Genomic DNA, 21,220 nt, shown 5'->3' on the forward strand with positions numbered 1-21,220 from the left:
CTTGTTCGTGACGGTGTGGTTCAGCGGTTCGCCGTGCGGGCGTTCAGCACCGGGGCGATGACGTCCAGCGCGGCGGGCGTGGTCATCTCGAGGTGGGTGCAGTCCACTTCGATCTCGTGGATCTCCCCGGTGACATGGGCGCCCCACGCGGCTGCGGCGGGCTGTGCGGCGCCGTCCCGCCCGGAGCGGAAGGCGAGCACGTCGCCGTGGAAGACGCCGGGCGTGAACTCGGCGGCGATCCGGCGGTTGTTGGCGGCGACCCGGTGCAGGGCCTCGATGCCGCTCTCGCCGAGTCCGGACAGCGGGCTGTCGTGCTCGCGGAGCAGCGCGGCGACCTCGGCGGCGGTCACCGGGGTCCCGGCGCCGGGCCGGTGGGCCGGGTCCACCGCCGCCACGAGCACGGTGAGGATCTCCTGGAGCAGATCGTCCTCCGCCTCCCGTGGTCCGGGGCCGGCCGCCGGCTGGGAGTCGAGGAGGGCGAGCAGGTCGACCTCCGCTCCCTCGCTCTGCAGCAGGGCGGCCGTCTCGTGCGCCACCAGGCCGCCGAACGACCAGCCGATCAGCCGGTAGGGGCCGTCGGGCCGCACCGCCCGGATGCGGGCGGCGTAGTCGGCGGCCATCTCCTTCACGCTGGGCGCGCAGTCGTCGCCGGGGCGCAGTCCGCTCGCCTGGAGCGCGTACAGCGGGGCGTCGGGCCGCAGCCGGGTGATGAACCCGGCGTAGCACCAGCCGATGCCGACGACCGGGTGGACGAGGAAGTACGGGATGCCGTCGCGGCCGGTGCGCAGCGGCAGCAGCACCTCCAGCGGGTCGTCCCGCCGGTGCAGCCGGCGGGCCAGGCTCCGCGCGGTCGGGGCCTCGAAGACGCTGCGGATGGAGGCGGTGGTGCCCAGTTCGGCGCGCATCCGGTTGACCAGGCGGGTGGCGAGCAGCGAGTGGCCGCCCAGCTCGAAGAAGTCGTCGTCGACGCCGACCCGGGTCAGTCCGAGGACTTCGGCGAACAGGGCGCACAGCGCCTCCTCCTCGGGGGTGCCGGGGAGGCCGGTGCCGGTGGCCGGGGCGGTGGGGCCGGGCGCGGGCAGCGCCTTGCGGTCCAGCTTGCCGTTCGGGGTGAGGGGCAGCGCGGGCAGGGTCACGACGGCGGCGGGCACCATGTAGCCGGGCAGCCGGCCGCGTACGTGCGCCCGCAGGGTCTCCGGTTCGGCGGCGGTTCCGGGGGCGGGGACGACGTAGGCGACGAGGCGCTTGTCGCCGGGGCGGTCCTCGCGGACGACGACCGCGTTCTGCGCGACGCCGGGGTGCCGGGCCAGGGCCGCCTCGATCTCGCCGAGTTCGATGCGGTAGCCGCGGATCTTCACCTGGTGGTCGGTGCGGCCGAGGTATTCCAGGGTGCCGTCGGGGTTCCAGCGCGCCAGGTCGCCGGTGCGGTACATCCGGGCGCCGGGGGCGCCGTGCGGGTCGGCGACGAAGCGTCCGGCGGTGAGGCCCGGCTGGTCCAGGTAGCCCCGGGCGAGGCCTTCGCCGGCCAGGTACAGCTCGCCGGTGACGCCGGGCAGGACCGGGCGCAGGGCGGCGTCGAGGACGTAGGCGCGGGTGTTGCGGATGGGGCGGCCGATGCCGGGGCCGCCCGCCGCCGTGCGGTCGAGGAGCGCGGCGGTGGACCACACGGTGGTCTCGGTGGGCCCGTAGAGGTTGGTGACCTGCCCGCCGGTGCGGGTCATGCGCTCGGCGAGGTCCGGGGGCAGGGCCTCGCCGCCGACCAGGACGCGCAGCCGTTCGGCGGCGCGCGGGCGTTCGGTCAGCAGCGCGTGCCACAGCGTGGGCGTCGCCTGCATGAGGGTGGCTCCGCTCGCGTCGATCAGGTCGGCGAGGGCGTTCGGGTCGACGACGGTGTCCCGGTCGGCGACCACGACGCTCGCGCCGGTGATCAGCGGCAGGTGGAGTTCCAGGGCGTGGATGTCGAAGGCGATGGTGGTCACCGCCAGCAGCCGGTCCTCGGGCGTGAGCGGGAAGCGCTCGTTCATGGCGGTGAGGAAGTTGAGCAGTGCCCGGTGCGGCACGACCACGCCCTTGGGCCGTCCGGTGGAACCCGAGGTGAAGATCACGTACGCCGGGTGCTCGGGCCGCAGCGGCGCCTGCCGGTCCCGGTCGGTGAGGTCGCCGGGGTGGCGGGCGGCGGCCTCGGCGCGGAACTCCGGGTCGTCCAGGCAGTGCACGTGTGGTCCGCCGGGCAGCCGGGCGCTGTCGTCCAGGGTGGTGAGGACGGCGGCGGGCCGGGCTGCGGCGAGGATGCCCTCGATGCGGTCGCGGGGGTGGTCGAGGTCGACGGGGAGGTAGGCGGCGCCCGCCTTCTGCACGGCCAGCAGGGCGGCGACGAGCCGCGGGGTGCGGCGCAGGGCGAGGACGACCACGGACTCGGGTCCGATGCCCCGCGCCACCAGGCAGCGGGCGATGCGGTTCGCCTCGGCGTTCAGCTCCGCGTAGGTGAGTCCGGCTCCGTCGGGCCGCCAGACGGCCAGGGCGTCCGGGGTGCGGCGGACCTGCTCCTCGAAGCGGGCGGGCCAGCAGTGTGGGGACGGCTCGGCGGCGGTGTCGTTCCACTCCTCCAGGACGCGGTGCCGCTCGGCGGGGTCGAGCACGTCGACGCGGGCGACCGGCAGGCCGGGGTCGTCGACGACGGTCCGCAGCACCCCGCGCAGCCGTTCGGCCCAGCCGCGCACGGTCTGCCGGGTGAACAGGTCGGGCCGGTAGGTGAGGCGCATCCGCAGGGTGTCGCCGGGCAGGACGGTGAGGGTCAGCGGGTAGTGGGCGGTTCCGCTGCCCTCGGTGCCGGCGATCCGCAGCCCGTGCCGGGGGGTGTCCCCGTCGTCGGCGGGCGCCGGGTAGTTCTCGAACACGTACAGGGTGTCGAAGAGTTCGCCGCCGGGTCCGGCGAGCCGCTGGATGTCGCCGAGGCCCAGGTACTCGTGGGCCGCGAGCAGGGCGCGCTCCTCCTGGATCCGCCGCATGGTGCCGATCAGGGAGTCGGCCGGGTCCAGCCGTACCCGGACCGGGAGGGTGTTGGCGAACAGGCCGATCATCGACTCCACGCCGGGCAGCTCCGGCGGGCGCCCGGAGACGGTCGCGCCGAACGCGACGTCGTCGCCGCCGGTGAGCTGGGCCAGCACCACGGACCAGGCGCCCTGGACCACGGTGTTCAGGGTGAGTCCGTGGCGGCGGGCGAGGTCGGTGAGCCGGGCGGTGAGCTCCGCGTCGACCTCGGTCTCGGTCTCCTCGGGCACCACGGTGTCCCGGCCGGCGCCCGCCGGGCCCAGCAGGGTGGGCTCCTGGAGTCCGTCGAGGTACCGGCGCCAGGCCGACTCGGCCTCGGCGCGGTCCTGCCGGGACAGCCAGCGCAGGTACTCCTTGTACGGCACGGGCGGCGGCAGGGTGTGGCCGGCGCCGTCCTGGGCGTACATCGCGAACAGCTCGCGGAGCATCAGCGGGACGGACCAGCCGTCGAGCAGGAGGTGATGGCTGGTCAGCACGAAGCGGTGCTCGTCGGCGGCCAGCCGGACCAGCTCGCACCGGATCAGCGGCGGCTTGCGCGGGTCGAAGCGGGTGGCGCGGTCCTCGGCGAGCACCGCCGCCAGCCGCTCCGCTCGCTCGGCGGACGGCAGCGCCGACAGGTCCGTCTCCCGCCACGGCATCCGCACCCGGTCCGGCACCACCTGGACGGACTCGCCGTTGCGGCGCTCCCGGAAGGCGCCCCGCAGGTTGCCGTGCCGGGCGAGCAGCCCGTCGGCCGCCCGGCGCAGCGCCCCGGCGTCCAGTTCGCCGCGCAGGTCGAACACGAACTGGAGGTGGTAGACGTCGGCCTGCCGCTCGTCGAAGCGCGCGTGGAACAGGAGCCCTTCCTGGAGCGCGGTCAGCGGCAGTACGTCCTCGATCCGCGCCTTGACGCGCTTCATTCCTCGTCCCCGTCCTCGAACATGAACTCGTCCTCGAATGCCTCGATCTCGTCCTGGTCGAGGTCGACCAGGTCGAAGTCGGACACGGTGGCGCCGCCCGCGTCGGCGCGGCCCACGTGGCGGGCCATCACGGTCAGCGCCCGGATCCAGGTGTCCGCGAGGGCGGCCACCTCGGTCTCGGTCAGCAGCCCGTCCGGCCACGTCCAGACCGCGCGCAGCTCGGCGCCGCCGCCGGCCGAGGGGCGGGTCGTGGCGTTGACGGTGAGCGGGTTGCGCAGCGGCATCGCGCCGGGCGGGGCGCCGGCCCCGTCCTCGCCGGCCGCCTCGGGCGCCAGGCCCCAGTCCGCGGCGCCGGAGCCCTGGAAGCGGCCCAGGTAGTTGAAGCCGATCTGCGGGGTCGGCAGGGCGGCCAGCGCGGGGCCGGTGTCCGGGTTGAGGTAGCGCAGCAGCCCGTGGCCGATGCCCTCGTCGGGCACGGCCCGCAGCTGTTCCTTGGCCCGCTTGAGGACGTCGCCGACGGCGGGTCCGGCCTGCCACAGGTCCGTCCAGTCCACCGGGCCGGGGTCGATCCGCACCGGGTGGACGCTGGTGAACCAGCCGAGGGTGCGGGACAGGTCGAGCCCGTCCGCGAGCTCCTCGTGCCGGCCGTGGCCCTCGACCTCGACGAGCACCGGCGCGTCCTGCTGCCCGTCCCGGCCGGCCCGCACCGCGAGGGCGAGGGCGGCCAGCAGGACGTCGTCGACGCCCGCGTTGTAGGCGGCCGGGACCCGGGCGAGGACGGCTTCGGTGACCGGTGCGGGCAGCGAGACCGTCAGCGACCGCGCGGTGGCCGTGGTGTCCCGGGCCGGGTCGAGGTCGCGGGCGCCCAGCCGGGGCACGGGCCGGTCGTGCAGGCCCGTCCAGAAGGCGAGTTCGGCGGTGCGGGACGGTGTGACCGCCTCCTCGGTGAGGGTCGTCGCCCAGCGCCGGAACGACGTTCCCACCCGGTCGGGGCGGGGGGTGCGTCCGGCCTCGGCCTCGGTCCACGCCGTCCTGAGGTCGTCCATGAGGACCCGCCAGGACACTCCGTCGACGGCGAGGTGGTGGACGGTCAGCAGCAGCCGGCCGGAGACCTCGTCGCCCGCGTCGAACCAGACCGCCTGGAACATGACTCCGTCGCCCGGAGCGACGCGTTCGCCCGCGGCGACCGCCTCCTTGGCGAGGACGGCGCGCAGCGAGGCGTCGTCCAGTCCGGCCACGTCGACCCGGCGCACCCGGTCGGTCACCGGGACGGACCCGGCGGGCCGCACGCGCAGCCGCCAGTCGGCGCCGGTCACCTCCAGCCGCAGCACGTCGTGGTGGTCGACGAGCGCTTCCAGGGCCGTGGTGAGGCCGGTCTCGGTGAGCGCGGGCGGCACCTGGAGCAGCACCGACTGGAGCAGCCCGTCGAGGGAGCCGCCGCGGGCCCGCAGGTCGTGCACGACCGGGGTGAGGGGCACCTCGCCGACTCCGTCGTCGGCCGCGTCGGACGGGGTGGTGACCGTGCCGGCGACGGCGGCGAGCTGGGCCAGCGTCCGGGTGCGGAAGACGTCCTTCGGCGTGAGTTCGAGGCCGGCCGCGCGGGCCCGGCCGGCCAGCTGGATGGAGCCGATGCTGTCGCCGCCGAGTTCGAAGAAGTTGTCCTGCGGGCCTACGTCGTCCAGGCCGAGCACGTCGGCGACCAGACGGCACAGCTGCTCCTCGCGCGGGGTGCGGGGGGCGCCGGTGCCGCCGGAGCGGAAGACCGGCGCGGGCAGTGCGGCCCGGTCGAGCTTGCCGTTCGCCGTCAGCGGGAGTTCGTCCAGGGCGACGACCGCCGCCGGGACCATGTACTCCGGCAGCCGGTCGGCGGCGTGGGCGCGCAACTGCGCCGGGTCGACGCCGCGGGTGCCGTCCGCGGGGACGACGTAGGCGACGAGGCGCTTGTCGCCGGGGCGGTCCTCGCGGACGACGACCGCGCTCTGCGCGACGGACGGGTGGCGGGTCAGGGCCGCCTCCACCTCGCCGGGTTCGATGCGGAACCCGCGCACCTTGACCTGGTCGTCGGCGCGGCCGACGAACTCCAGGGTGCCGTCGTGGCGGCGGCGTGCCAGGTCGCCGGTGCGGTACATGCGGGCCCCGGCGGGGCCGTACGGATCGGCCACGAACCGCTCGGCGGTGAGCCCGGCGCGGTCGAGGTAGCCGCGGGCGAGTCCGGCTCCGGCGATGTACAGCTCGCCGGCGACGCCCTCGGGCACCGGGGCGAGCGCCGCGTCCAGCACGTAGGCGCGGGTGTTGGCGAGGGGCCGGCCGATGGGCAGCCGGTCGCCGAGTCCGTCGGCGGCGGACACCAGGTGGCTGGTGGCGCACAGGGTGATCTCGGTCGGACCGTACAGGTGGCGTACGACGAGGTGTGGCGCGGCGCGCAGCACGCTCTCGACGGCCGCGACGGAGACCACGTCACCGCCGGTGAGGATCTCCTCGACGCCGCCGAGCACGTCGCCGAGGTCGTCGGCGACGACCCGGAAGAGGCCGGCGGTGAAGTGCACGCCGGTGATGCCTTCCGCGACGATCAGCCGCTTCAGCTCGGCGATGTCCGGCTCGCCGGGCGGGGCGAGCACGACCCGTCCGCCGGCCAGCAGCGGCACCCACAGTTCGTAGTCGGAGATGTCGAAGGCGTACGGGGCGTGCATCAGCACGTGCCGGTGCCGGTCGCCGTCGGCCCACGACGGGTCGAGGGCCAGCTCCAGCAGGTTGCGATGGGTGATCGCGATGCCCTTGGGCTTGCCGGTCGATCCGGAGGTGTGCATGACGTACGCCAGCCCGTCGGGCCGGTGCGGCGGTTCGGGGGCGGTGCCGGTGTCCGCGGCGTCCTCGACGAGGACGACGTGTTCGGCGTCGGGCAGCCCGCGTTCCCGCCAGACCCGGTCGGTGACCAGGACGCGGGCGCCGGAGCCGGCCAGCACCTCGCGCATCCGCTCGGCCGGGTAGCTCTCGTGCAGCGGGGCGTAGGCCGCGCCGGCCTTGAGGATGCCGAGCAGGGCGACGACGAGGTCGGCGGACCGCTCCATGAGGACGGCGACACGGTCCTCGGGCCGGACGCCGAGCGCGATCAGGTGGTGGGCGAGGCCGTTGGCCCGCCGGTCCAGCTCGGCGTAGCTGAGGTGCCGGGCGCCGGAGGTGACGGCGACCGCGTCGGGGCGGGTGCGGGCCCGCTCGGCGAACACGGCGTGCACGGTGGACGCCACGCCCTCGACGGGCACCTCGGTGGCGTTCCACTCGGTGCGCAGCCGCTGCCGTTCCGCCTCGTCGAGGAGGGGGATCCGGTCGACGGGCCGGTCGGGGTCGGCGACGAGGGCGCGCAGGACGCGTTCCAGCCGGGCGGCGATCCGCTCCGCACTCGCGGGGTCGAACAGGTCGGTGCTGTACTCCAGCATTCCCCGGATGCCGGCGGGGTCCTGGCCGGCCGTGCTCTCCCGCAGGCTGAGGGCGAGGTCGAACTTGGCGACGCCGATGTCGACGCCGGCCGTGCCGACGGTCAGTCCCGGCAGCCGCAGCGACTCCTCGGGGGTGTTCTGGAAGGCGAGCAGCACCTGGAAGAGGGGGTGGCGGGCGCGCGAGCGCGCCGGGTTCACCAGCTCCACCAGCCGCTCGAACGGCACGTCCTGGTGCGCGTACGCCGCCAGGTCCGCCGACCGCACGCGGGTCAGCAGTTCCCGGAAGGTCGGGCCACCCGACACGTCGGTGCGCAGCACCAGCGTGTTGGCGAAGTACCCGACGAGATCGTCCAGCGCCTCATCGGTGCGACCGGCGATCGGCGTGCCGATCGGGATGTCCTCACCCGCGCCCAGACGGCTCAGCAGCACCGCAAGGGCCGCCTGCACCACCATGAACACCGACGTCGACGACTCCCGCGCCAACTCCACGACACCGCCGTGCAGTTCCGCGTCCCAGTCGACGTCCACGCGGCCGCCGGCGTAGGTCGACTCCGCCGGTCGCGGACGGTCGGTGGGCAGGGCCAGTTCCTCCGGGGCACCGGCCAGGGCGGTGCGCCAGAACTCCAGCTGGGCGTGGGCCGCGCTGCCGTCCTGGTCCTCGTCGCCGAGCAGGTCGCGCTGCCAGAGGGTGAAGTCGGCGTACTGCACCGGCAGCGGCTGCCAGTCGGGGGCGTGCCCGTCGTGGCGGGCCGTGTAGGCGGTGCCCAGGTCGCGGGCGAGCGGCCCCATCGACCAGCCGTCGCCGGCGATGTGGTGCAGGGAGATCAGCAGGACGTGCTCGTCGGCGCCGAGCGCGAAAAGCGTGGCCCGCAGCGGCAGGTCACGGGAGAGGTCGAAGCCCTCTGCCGCGGCGGCACGCAGCAGTTCCGGCAGGGCCGTCTCGTCCGTCTCCACCACGGGCAGCGGCACGTCGCCCGCGGCGAGCACCACCTGCCGTGCCGTGCCGTCGACGTCCGGGAACACGGTCCGCAGCGACTCGTGCCGCGCCACCACGTCACCCAGGGCGGCACGCAGTGCGGCACGGTCCAGGTCACCGCTCAGGCGCAGCACCAGCGGCATGTTGTAGAGGGCGTCCGCGTCGTAGAGGCGGGCGAGCATCCACAGCCGGTGCTGGGCGAAGGAGAGCGGCAGCGGCGTGGGCCGGGTGCGGGGCGTGAGGGCGGGGCGTACGGTCCCGGCGCCGAGGTCGGTGACCAGGGCGGCGAGTCCCGCCGGTGTCGGGCTGTCGAACAGGGCGGCCAGGGGCAGTTCGGCGCCCAGCTCCGACCGCACCCGGCTCACCAGCCGCGTCGCCAGCAGCGAATGACCGCCGAGGTCGAAGAAGCTGTCGTCGACGCCGACCCTGGGCAGGCCGAGAACGTCGGCAAACAGTCCGCACAGCACTTCCTCGGCGGGCGTGCGCGGGGCGCGGCCCGTGCCGGCGGTGTCGTAGTCGGGGGCGGGCAGCGCGTCGCGGTGCACCTTGCCCGTGGGCGACAGCGGGATCGCGTCGAGGGCGACGACCGCGGCCGGGACCATGTAGTCCGGCAGGGTGGCGGCGACGTGGGCGCGCAGCTCAGCCGGGTCGGTCTCCCCGACGCCGTCGGCGGGGACGACGTACGCCACCAGACGCTTGTCCCCCGGCCGGTCCTCCCGCACCACCACCGCGCTGTGCGCGACCGCGTCGTGCCGGTCCAGCACCGCCGCGATCTCACCCGGCTCGATACGGAAACCCCGCACCTTCACCTGGTCATCGGCACGACCCAGATACTCCAGCTCACCATCGGCGTTCCACCGCACCAAGTCACCCGTGCGGTACATCCGCTCACCCGGCGCACCGAACGGACACGCGACGAAACGATCCGCCGTCAGCCCCGGACGGTTCAGATACCCACGCGCGACACCGTTGCCCGCGAGGTAGAGCTCGCCGGGCACGCCGACCGGTACCGGCTGAAGGCCGCGGCCGAGGACGTAGGCACGGGTGTCGGCGATCGGGCGGCCGATCGGGGCGTTCACGGCGCCGGTGAGCGCGCCGCTGAGGGTGGCGCACACGGTCGACTCGGTCGGGCCGTAGGCGTTGAGCATGGTGCGGCCAGCCGACCAGCGGGCGGTCAGTTCCGGCGCGCAGGCCTCGCCGCCGGTGATGAGTCCGCGCAGGGTGGGGACGCTCTCCGGGTCGAGGGTGGCCACGAAGGCCGGGGGCAGCATCGCGTGGGTCACCCCGGTCCCGGCCATGAGCCGGACCACTTCGTCCCCGATCAGCTGGTCGGGGCGCGGCACGACCAGGGTGGCTCCGGCCAGCAGGGTGGTCACCAGCTCACAGGCCGAGGCGTCGAAACTGAGCGAGGCGAACTGGAGCATCCGCGCGCCCTCGGTGACGCCCAGTGCCTCCTGGTGGGCGGCGGCGAGGCTCGCCAGTCCCTGGTGGGTGACGAGCACGCCCTTGGGGCGGCCGGTCGAGCCGGAGGTGTAGACGACGTACGCGGGATGGGTGACGAGCAGCGGTGCCGTACGGTCCGCGTCGGTCAGGTCGGCCGGGGACAGGGCGGCCAGCTCGGCCGCCGTCTCCGGAGCGTCGAGCCGCCAGCGCGGCAGGTCACCCGGGGTGTTGGCGTCGGCGCCCGCGGACGTGAGCAGCCCCAGGGGGCGGGCGTCGGCGCACATGTAGGCGGCCCGCTCGGCCGGGTAGCCGGGGTCGATGTTCAGGTAGGCGGCGCCCGCCTTGACCACGGCCAGTGCGGCGAGGACCAGGTCGGCCGAGCGCGGCAGGGCCAGCGCCACCACCGTGTCGGGGCGGACGCCCCAGGCGACCAGCCGGCGCGCGAGGCGGTTGGCGCGGGCGTTCAGCTCCGCGTAGGTCAGGGCGGTGCCGTCGTGCAGCAGCGCGGTCGCCTCGGGCGTACGGGCCGCCTGGGCCTCGAAGAGCGCCGGGAGCGGTGCCGGGGCGACCTGGGACGCGGTGGCGTTCCAGGCGGTGAGGACGTGGTGCCGTTCGTCGTCGTCGAGGATGTCGACGCGGTCGACGGGCCGGTCCGGGTCGGCCACGAGGGCGCCGAGCAGGTGCTCCAGCCGGCGGGCGAGCCGGGCGGCGGTCCCGGCATCGTAGAGGTCCTTGTTGAACTCCAGCACGCCGTGCAGGCCGCCTTCGCCGCCCTCCTCGCGCAGGCTGAAGACGAGGTCGAACTTGGCCACGTCGGTCTCCGCGGTCTCCGTCTCGACGCTGAGACCGGGGAGTCCGAGTTCGGCTTCCGGGGTGTTCTGGAAGGCGAGCAGCACCTGGAAGAGGGGGTGGCGGGCGCGCGAGCGCGCCGGGTTCACCAGCTCCACCAGCCGCTCGAACGGCACGTCCTGGTGCGCGTACGCCGCCAGGTCCGCCGACCGCACACGGGTCAGCAGTTCCCGGAAGGTCGGGCCACCCGACACGTCCGTGCGCAACACCAGCGTGTTGGTGAAGAAGCCGACGAGATCGTCCAGCGCCTCATCGGTGCGGCCCGCGATCGGCGTGCCGATGGGAATGTCGTCGCCCGCGCCGAGGCGGCTCAGCAGCACCGCGAGCGCCGCCTGCACCACCATGAACACCGACGTCGACGACTCCCGCGCCAACTCCAGGACATCGCCGTGCAGTTCCGCGTCGAAGCACAGCGGGGTCAGCCCGCCCTCGTGGCTCGCCACGGCAGGGCGCGGGCGGTCGGTGGGCAGGTCCAGCTCCTCGGGCAGCCCCGCCAGCGCCGTACGCCAGTACTCCAGCTGCTCGTGGGCCAGGCTGCCCGGATCGTCCTCCGCGCCCAGCAGCTCCCGCTGCCACAGCGCGTAGTCCGCGTACTGCACCGGCAGCGGCTCCCACTCCGGCGCCCCGCCGGCCAGCCGTGCCGTGTAGGCGGTGGCCAGGTCACGGGCGAGGGGGGCCATCGACCAGCCGTCGCCGGCGATGTGGTGCAGCACCAGCGACAGCACGTGCTCCTGCCGCTCGCCGAGCGAGAACAGGGTGACCCGCAGCGGCAGTTCGCGTGCCAGGTCGAAGCCGGTGGTCACCTCCTGCCGCAGTGCCTCGGGCAGTTCGGCGTCGTCCGCGACGGGCACGTGCCGGACGGGGACGTCGGCGGCGGTCCCCTCCAGGATCACCTGGTGGGCGTGGCCGTCGCGGTCGGGGAAGACCGTGCGCAGCGCCTCGTGCCGCTCGACCAGGTCGCCGACGGCCAGCCGGAGTGCCGTGCGGTCGAGTTCGCCGCGCAGTCGAAGCACCACCGGCATGTTGTAGAGGGCGTCGACACCCTGCAGCCGGTTCAGGAACCACAACCGCTGCTGCGCGAACGACAACGGCACCACATCAGGCCGCTCCCGCCGAACCAGCGCACGCCGCGCGGCCCCCGACTCCAACGCCTCCACCCGGCCGGCCAGACCCGCCACCGTCGGAGCGTCGAACAACGCCGCCAACGGCAACTCCACACCCAGCACCGACCGCACCCGGCTCACCAACCGCGTCGCCAGCAGCGAATGACCACCCAGATCGAAGAAACCGTCATCGATCCCGACCCGAGAAACCCCCAGCACCTCGGCGAACAGCCCGCACAACACCTCCTCGGCGGGTGTGCGCGGCGCCCGGCCCGCACCGGCCGAGTCGAAGTCCGGCGCCGGCAGCGCCCGCCGGTCCAGCTTCCCGTTCGGCGTCAACGGCAGCACCGGCAGCACCACCACCGCCGCAGGGACCATGTAGTCCGGCAGGGTGGCGGCGACGTGGGCGCGCAGCTCAGCCGGGTCGGTCTCCCCGACGCCGTCGGCCAGGACGACGTACGCCACCAGACGCTTGTCCCCCGGCCGGTCCTCCCGCACCACCACCGCGCTGTGCGCGACCGCGTCATGCCGGTCCAGCACCGCCGCGATCTCACCCGGCTCGATACGGAAACCCCGCACCTTCACCTGGTCGTCGGCACGACCCAAGTACTCCAGCTCACCATCGGCGTTCCACCGCACCAGGTCACCCGTGCGGTACATCCGCTCACCCGGCGCACCGAACGGGCAGGCCACGAAGCGTTCGGAGGTCAGGCCGGGGCGGTTCAGGTACCCACGCGCCACACCGTTGCCCGCCACGTACAGCTCGCCGGGCACGCCGACCGGTACCGGCTGAAGGCCGCGGCCGAGGACGTACAGCCGGGTGTTGGCGAGCGGGCGGCCGATCGGGAAGGCGCCCGCGGGTTCCTCGCCGGGGGCGACGCGGTGCTCGGTGCAGCTGACGGTGGTCTCGGTCGGCCCGTACACGTTGCGGATGGAGACGCCCGGGTGGGCGGTGCGCCAGCCGCGCAGTGCCTCGGCCGTCAGCGGCTCTCCGGCGAGCAGCAGTTCCTCGGTCGGCGAGGCGTGGGCGGGCAGGGTCCGCAGCAGCGGCAGATGGCTGGGGGTGGCCTTGAGCAAGGTCGGCGCGGTGGCGGGCAGGTCCCGGTCGTCGAGGCTGCCCACGGTCACACAGCCGCCGACGGTCAGCGGGGTCAGCAGCGCGGTCACCGTCATGTCGAAGGAGACCGAGGAGTGCAGCAGGGCGGAGCCGCGCGCGCTCGGGTAGCTGCCGCCGGCCCATTCGAGGTAGTCGACGAGGTTGCGCTGTTCCACGACCACGCCCTTGGGGCGGCCGGTGGAGCCCGACGTGTAGATGACGTAGGCGGGGTGGTGGGGCCGCAGGGGTGCGGTGCGCCGGTCGTCGGACGGGTTGACGGACACGGGGGCGACGGTGTCGGCGAGGAGCCGCGGGGCGGTGCCGAACTCGTCCCGTCCCTGGACCGTGTCCTCGGTGGTCAGCAGCAGGGCCGGGGCGGCGTCGTCCAGCATGGCCGCGATGCGGTCGGCCGGGTAGCCGGGGTCCACGGGCAGGTAGGCGGCTCCGGCCTTGAGTACGCCGAGTAGCGCCGCCGGCAGGCGGAGCGACGGGGGCAGGGCCACCGCGACCAGGTCCTCGGGTCCCACGCCGAGGCCGGTCACCTCGCGGGCCACACCGTTGGCGAGCGCGTTGAGCTCCGCGTAGGTGAGGTGTTCGCCACCGTGCCGAACGGCCGGGGCGTCCGGGGTGCGGGCGGCCTGGGCCTCGAAGAGGCCGGGGAGGGTGGTGTGCCGGTTCTCGGCGGCGGTGTCGTTCCAGGCGGTGAGGACCTGGTGCCGTTCGCCGTCGTCGAGGATGTCGACGCGGTCGACGGACCGGTCCGGGTCGGCCAGCAGCGCGCGCAGGGTGCGCTCCAGGCGGGTCGCGAGCGCGGCGGCGGAGTCGCGGTCGAAGAGGTCGCCGTTGTACTCGAGGGTGCCCGCGATGCCGCCGGGCCGCCGGTCCTCCTGGCGTTCCTGGATGTTGAGCGACAGGTCGAACTTGGCGACGCCGACGTCGAGGCCGGCGGTGCCGATGGTGAGGCCGGGCAGTTCGAGGCTGACCTCGGGGGTGTTCTGGAAGGCGAGCAGGACCTGGAAGAGGGGGTGGCGGGCGCGCGAGCGCGCCGGGTTCACCAGCTCCACCAGCCGCTCGAACGGCACGTCCTGGTGCGCGTAGGCCGCCAGGTCCGTGGACCGCACGCGGGTCAGCAGTTCCCGGAAGGTCGGACCGCCCGACACGTCCGTGCGCAGCACCAGCGTGTTGGCGAAGAAGCCGACGAGTTCGTCCAGCGCCTCGTCGGTGCGGCCCGCGATCGGCGTGCCGATGGGAATGTCGTCGCCCGCGCCGAGGCGGCTCAGCAGCACCGCGAGCGCCGCCTGCACCACCATGAAGGCCGACGCGGAGGAGTCGCGTGCGAAGTCGAGCAGGTCCTGGTGGAGTGCGGCGTCCCAGTCGACGTCCACGCGGCCGCCGGAGTGGCTGGACTCGACGGGCCGGGGGCGGTCGGTGGGCAGGTCCAGCTCCTCGGGCAGCCCCGCCAGCGCCGTGCGCCAGTACTCCAGCTGCTCGTGGGCCAGGCTGCCCGGATCGTCCTCGGCGCCCAGCAGCTCCCGCTGCCACAGCGCGTAGTCGGCGTACTGCACCGGCAGGGGCCGCCAGTCGGGGGCGCGCCCGTCGTGGCGGGCGGCGTACGCGGCGCCCAGGTCGCGGGCGAGCGGTCCCATCGACCAGCCGTCGCCGGCGATGTGGTGCATCACCAGGGCGAGTACGTGCTCGCGCTCGCCGAGCGAGAACAGGGTGACCCGCAGGGGCAGTTCGCGGGACAGGTCGAAACCCGCGCCCGCCGCCGCCCGCAGCAGTTCGGGCAGCTCCTGCTCGTCGGTGTCCACCACCGGCAGGGGCACGTCCCATGTGTGGAGCGTGACCTGCCGTGCCGTCCCGTCGACGTCCGGGTACACGGTGCGCAGCGCCTCGTGCCGCTCGACCAGGTCGCCGACGGCGAACCGGAGTGCCGTGCGGTCGAGTTCGCCGCGCAGCCGGAGCACCACCGGCATGTTGTAGAGGGCGTCGACACCCTGCAGCCGGTTCAGGAACCACAACCGCTGCTGCGCGAACGACAACGGCACCACATCAGGCCGCTCCCGCCGCACCAGCGCACGCCGCGCGGCCCCCGACTCCAACGCCTCCACCCGGCCGGCCAGACCCGCCACCGTCGGCGCGTCGAACAACGCCGCCAACGGCAACTCCACACCCAGCACCGACCGCACCCGGCTCACCAACCGAGTCGCCAGCAGCGAATGACCACCCAGGTCGAAGAAGCTGTCGTCGATCCCGATCCGGGAGACCCCCAGCACCTCGGCGAACAGCCCGCACAACACCTCCTCCGCGGGTGTGCGCGGCGCCCGGCCCGCACCGGCCGAGTCGAAGTCCGGCGCCGGCAGCGCCCGCCGGTCCAGCTTCCCGTTCGGCGTCAACGGCAGCACCGGCAGCACCACCACCGCCGCCGGGACCATGTAGGCGGGGAGCCGGCCGGTGAGGCGTCCGCGCAGGTCGGCGCCGAGGGATTCGGCGGAGGCGCCGGCCGGGACGACGTAGGCGATGATCTGGCCCGGCCGGTCGGCCCTGGTGATCACGGCCGCCTGGGCGACCTCGGGCTGGGCGGTCAGCGCGGACTCGATCTCGCCGAGTTCGACGCGGTGGCCGCGCACCTTGACCTGGTCGTCGGTGCGGCCCAGGTACACGAGGGTGCCGTCGGAGCGCCGCTCGACGAGGTCGCCGGTGCGGTACATCCGCTCGCCGGGCGCGCCGAACGGGCAGGCCACGAAGCGTTCGGAGGTCAGGCCGGGGCGGTTCAGGTAGCCGCGTGCGACACCCGCGCCCGCGAGGTACAGCTCGCCGGGCACGCCGACCGGGACGGGACGCAGCCGGCCGTCGAGGACGTAGGTGCGCATGTTGGCGATCGGCAGGCCGATGGGCGGCCGGTGGCCGCCGTCGAGCGGGGCGCTCATGGTGGCGCACACCGTGGTCTCGGTCGGCCCGTACGCGTTGATCATCCGGCGGCCGGCCGACCAGCGGGCCACCAGCTCGGCCGAGGACGCCTCGCCGGCGACGACGAGGGTGCGCACGGTCGGCAGGTCCGTCGCCTCCTGGACCTCCAGGACCGTCGGCGGCAGGGTCACATGGGTGACCTGGTGCGCGGCGGCGGTCCGGGCCAGCGGGGCGCCGGGGCGCAGCCCGTCGGGGTCGGCGAGGACGAGGGTGGCGCCGGACAGCAGCGCCATGACCATCTCCCAGAAGGCCGCGTCGAAGCTGAGCGAGGCGAACTGGAGCACCCGGTCGCCGGGGCCGACGCGCAGGGTGTGCCGCTGTGCGGCGAGGAGGCTCGCGGCACCGGTGTGGGTGCCGGTCACGCCCTTGGGGCGGCCGCTGGAGCCGGAGGTGTAGATGACGTAGGCGGCGTGGGCGGGGGTGAGCGGGGAGCGCCGTTCGGCGTCGGTGACGTCGTGGCCGGGGAAGCGGTCCGGCCGGGCCGAGTCGAGGGCGAGGACGGCCGCGGCGCCCGGCGGGGTGGCGGTCCGGGCGTCCGGTACGAGGATCAGCGCGGGCGCGCCGTCGGACAGCAGGTAGGCGATGCGTTCGGCCGGGTACTCCGGGTCGACCGGGAGGTAGGCGGCGCCCGCCTTGAGGACGGCGAGCACCGCGACGACCTGGTCCGGCGAGCGCGGCAGCATCAGCGCGACCCGGTCCTCCGGGCCGATCCCCCGCTGGATCAGCAGCCGTGCCAGCCGGTTGGCGCGCCGGTTGAGTTCGGCGTACGACAGCGTGGTGCCGGCGAACACGAGGGCGGGTGCGTCCGGGGTGCGGGCGGCCTGCGTCTCGAAGAGGGCCGGCACGGTCTGCCGCGGGACGTCCTGCCGGGTGTCGTTCCAGGTGGCGGTGAGCTGCCGGTGTTCCTCGTCGGTGAGCAGTTCGATGTCGTCGAGGCGGCGGCTCGGGTCGGCGGCCGCGGCGGTCAGCAGCCGCTCCAGCCAGTGCGTGATCCGCTGGACGGTGTCCTGGTCGAAGAGGTCCGTGGCGTACTCGACGAAGCCTTCGAGGCCGGCCGGTTCGCCCTGGTCGTCCACCTTCTCGGTCAGGCTCACCGAGAGGTCGAACTTCGCGCCGCCGGGGTGGATCATCCGCGGGTCGACGTCGAGGCCCGGCAGTTCGACGTGGTAGCCGGGGGTGTTCTGGAGGACGAGGAGGACCTGGGCGAGCGGCAGCCGGTTCGCGGAGCGGCTGGGGTTGAGGATCTCCACGAGCCGTTCGAAGGGCACGTCCTGGTGGGCGTAGGCCGCCAGGTCGACGTCCCGGACCCGGTCGACGAGTTCGCCGAAGGCGGGGTTGCCGGAGGTGTCGGCGCGCAGCACCAGGGTGTTGACGAAGAACCCGACGACGTCGTCGAGGGCTTCGTCGGTGCGGCCGGCGACGGGGCCCGCGATCGGGATGTCCTCGCCGGCGCCCAGCCGGGTCAGCAGCCCGGCGAGTCCGGCGTGCAGCACCATGAAGAGGGTGGCGCGGCGCTCTCCGGCGAGCCGCAGCAGGCCGCGGTGCAGTTCGGCGTCGAGGGTGACCGGCAGGGACGCGCCGCGGCGGCCGGTGAGCGCGGAGCGCGGCCGGTCGGTGGGCAGGTCCAGTTCGTCGGGCAGGCCGGCCAGGGTGTCGCGCCAGTGGGCGAGCTGGGTGTGGGCGACCGTGCCGGGGGTGTCCTCACCGGCGAGCAGTTCGCGCTGCCACAGGGCGTAGTCGGCGTACTGGACCGGCAGTTCGGTCCAGTGGGGCGCGCCGCCGTCCAGGCGGGCCCGGTAGGCGGTGGCCAGGTCGCGGGCGAGCGGGCCCATGGACCATTCGTCGCCGGCGATGTGGTGCACGACGAGCAGCAGGACGTGTTCGTCGGCGCGTCGCCGGTACAGCGAGGCGCGCAGTGGTATCTCGCGGGACAGGTCGAAGCCCGCGCCGGCCGCCTCGTCCAGCAGGCCGGGCAGCGCGTCCGCGCCGGCCTCGGTCACCGGCAGCGGTACGTCGGGGGCGGCGAGGACGACCTGCCGCGGCTCGCCGTCGGCGTCGGCGAAGACCGTGCGCAGCGACTCGTGGCGGGCCACGACGTCTCCCAGCGCGGCCTGGAGCGCCGTACGGTCGAGCGGTCCCGTCAGCCGCAGCGCGAGCGGCATGTTGTAGGCGGCGCCGACGCCCTCCATGCGGTTGAGGAACCACAGGCGCTGCTGGGCGAAGGACAGGGGCACGGCGTCCGGCCGCGCGGTCCGGCGCAGTGCGGGGCGGGCGGGCCCGTCGGCGGTGAGCACGGCGGCGAGTCCCGCCACCGTCGAGTGCTGGAAGAGGGTGCCGAGGGGGACCTCCGCGCCGAGTTCGGTGCGGATGCGGACGGCGAGGCGGGTCGCCAGCAGCGAGTGGCCGCCGAGTGCGAAGAAGTCGTCGTCGATGCCGACCTGTTCGACGCCGAGGACCTCGGCGAAGATCCGGCACAGGGTCTCCTCGCGCGGTGAGCGGGGGGCCCGCCCGGACACCAGCGCGCCGAAGTCCGGGGCGGGCAGGGCGCGCTGGTCCAGCTTGCCGTTCGGGGTGAGCGGCAGCGCCGGCAGCGTCACCACGGCCGACGGCACCATGTACGAGGGCAGGGACTCGGCGGCGTACGAGCGCAGTTCGTCGGATCCGGGGGCGGACTCGCGCGGCACCACGTAGGCGACGAGCCGCTTGTCGCCGGGCCGGTCCTCACGGACGACGACGGCGGCCTGGGCGACGCGCGGGTGGCGGGCGAGCACGGCCTCGATCTCGCCGAGCTCGATGCGGAAGCCGCGGATCTTGACCTGGTGGTCGATGCGGCCTTCGTAGGCGAGGGCGCCGTCGGGGGTCCACCGGGCCAGGTCGCCGGTCCGGTACATACGGGCGCCGGGGGGCCCGAAGGGACAGGCGACGAACCGGTCGGAGGTCAGCCCGGGGCGGTTCAGGTAGCCGCGGGAGAGTCCGGCGCCGGCCACGTACAGCTCGCCGGTGACGCCGGGCGGCACCGGGCGCAGGGCGGCGTCGAGCACGTAGGCCCGCAGGTCCGCGAGCGGTGAGCCGACGGTGCTGCCGGTGTCGGCGGCGGCGTCCTCGCGGCCGAGCGGGTGCTCGGTGACGTGCACAGTGGTCTCGGTGATGCCGTACATGTTCACGAGCACCGGCCGGTCGTCGGGGTGCCGCTCGTACCAGGCGGCGAGCTTGCCGGGGGCCAGCGCCTCACCGCCGAAGATCACGTGGCGCAGTGCCAGCCGGTCCGCCGGGTGCTGCCGGTCGGCCTGGATCAGCTGGTAGAAGGCCGAGGGCGTCTGGTTGAGGACGGTGACGCCCTCGTCGGCGAGCAGGGCGCGGAACGCGTCGGGCGAACGGGAGACCGTGTGGTCGACGACGACGAGCCGGCCGCCGTGCAGCAGCGCGCCCCACAGCTCCCACACCGAGAAGTCGAAGGCGTACGAGTGGAACAGGGTCCACACGTCGTCCGGGCCGAAGCGGAACGATTCGGCGGTGGCGGAGAAGAGCCGGGTGACGTTGCGGTGCGAGACGACGACGCCCTTCGGCTTGCCCGTCGAACCGGACGTGAAGATCACGTACGCGGGGTGGTCGGGGTGCAGCGCGCCGAGCCGGTCGGCGTCGGTGGGGTCGGTGTCGGTGGTTTCCCCGACGTCCCGTACGTCGTCGACCGTGTCGAGGACGAGCACGGGGCCGGCCTCGGAGAGCACCGTGGCGACCCGGCCGGCGGGCGTCTGCGGATCGATCGGCAGATAGCCGGCGCCCGTTTTCAGCACCGCGAGGATCGCCACGACCAGCTCGGCCGAGCGCGGCAGCCTCAGTCCGACCAGCCGCTCGGGGCCCGCGCCGCGCGCGATGAGCCGGTGGGCCAGCCGGTTCGCCCACCGGTTCAGCTCCCGGTACGTCAGACGGGTGTCCCCGTGGGTGACGGCGACGGCGTCGGGGGTGCGCCGGACGTGCTCCTCGAACCACTCGGGGAGGGTGCCCGCGGCGAGGTCGGCGGCGCGGCTGTTCCACTCGGTCAGCACCCGGTGCCGTTCGTCGGGCAGGAGCACGTCGGCGAGGCCGGCCGGGCGGGCGGGGTCGGCGAGGAGCGCGCGCAGGAAGGCGGGGAATCGCCGGCCGTGACCGGCGACGGTGTCGGCGTCGTACGCGGCCGAGTTGCCCGCGAGCAGCACCCGCACCCCGTGTTCGTCGGAGCCGCCCTCGAAGGCGATCACCAGGTCGTCGACGGGTCCGCTGGGCACTCCGCGGGCCTCGGCCGTGCACGGGCCGAACCGCAGATCCTGCGGCAGGGGCAGGAAGTTGACGGCGGGTCCGAACATCCGGCGGGTCAGGCCGCCGAGGCCGAGGTCCTTGCGCAGGTCCTCGCCCCGGTACCGCTGGTGCCGCAGCAGGGCGCGCATCTCGCGGCCCACGTACCGCTGGAGTTCGGTGAAGGGCATGCGCGGCTGCGGCGCGAGGCGCAGCGGCAGCACGTTGGAGGCCATGCCGGGCGTGGCCTGGGTGACCGGGGTGAGGCGGCCGGTGACGGGGAAGCCGAGCACGACGTCGTCGGTGCCGGAGAAGCGGCCGAGGTAGGCGGCGGCAGCGGCGGTCAGCGTGACCTGCCAGGTGGTCCCCGACTCCTGGGCCAGTCGCCGGACCGCGCCGAACAGCTCCGGTTCCAGCTGGGTGGTGTGGCGGTGCGCCTCGGACCACAGGCCGGTGGGGCGGTCGGGCAGGGCGAGCAGCTCCGGGGCGTCACGGAAGCGCTGGAGCCAGTGGTCGCGGTCCTTGCCGCCGCGCGCGGACTCGGCGTATCTGACGTCCTCGGCGAGGAATTCGGTGAGCGGGGAGAACGGGGTGGGCGGGATCTGCCGGCCCTCCGAGAGGGCCGAGTAGCAGTCGGCGACCCGCTGCACAATCAGGTTGAACCCGAAAGCGTCGCAGGCGATGTGATGCACCCGCATGTACCAGAGGAACCGGTCCGGGGCTGTCCGGAACAGCTTCTGCACGAACAGCGGACCGGTGAAAAGGTTGAAAGGATGAACCAGATCGTCCCGCATCGCGGCGAGCGCGGCGGCCCGCCCGTCTTCCCGGGCGGACAGGTCCGTGACCGCGAGCGGCCAGTCGCCGGAAGTCTCGACGGACTGCCAGGGAACACCGTCGGTCTCACCGAATCGGACATGGAGTGCTTCGGCCTCGCCCACGGCCTGCCGGAGCGCGCTCTCGAATTGCGGCACGTCCAGCGGACCGGCTATCTCCACGAAACCGCTGATGTTGTAGAGCGGGCTGTCCGCGATGAGTTTCTGGGCGAACCAGACGCGCTGCTGGGCCGCCGACAACGGATTGCGGGCAGACGGCGATCCGGTGAACATCCTGCGCTCCCCCATGTGTGC

The 21,220-nt window shown here is 74.4% G+C and carries 2 protein-coding genes; both read right to left on the reverse strand.

Annotated features, from left to right (window positions below):
- Window positions 1–20: 20 nt before the first annotated feature.
- Entirely contained in the window at window positions 21–3,950 is a 3,930-nt protein-coding gene (locus AMK31_RS06020; protein WP_073939325.1) for a non-ribosomal peptide synthetase, read from the reverse strand.
- The gene (locus tag AMK31_RS06025; protein ID WP_073939326.1) at window positions 3,947–21,199 is read right to left on the reverse strand and encodes a non-ribosomal peptide synthetase; all 17,253 of its coding nucleotides are present in this window, start codon (window positions 21,197–21,199) and stop codon (window positions 3,947–3,949) included. The genes AMK31_RS06020 and AMK31_RS06025 overlap by 4 nt, the downstream gene beginning before the upstream one ends.
- Between the last annotated feature and the right edge of the window lie 21 nt (window positions 21,200–21,220).

This window comes from Streptomyces sp. TSRI0107 (assembly GCF_001905845.1).
In the GTDB taxonomy this organism is placed as follows: domain Bacteria; phylum Actinomycetota; class Actinomycetes; order Streptomycetales; family Streptomycetaceae; genus Streptomyces.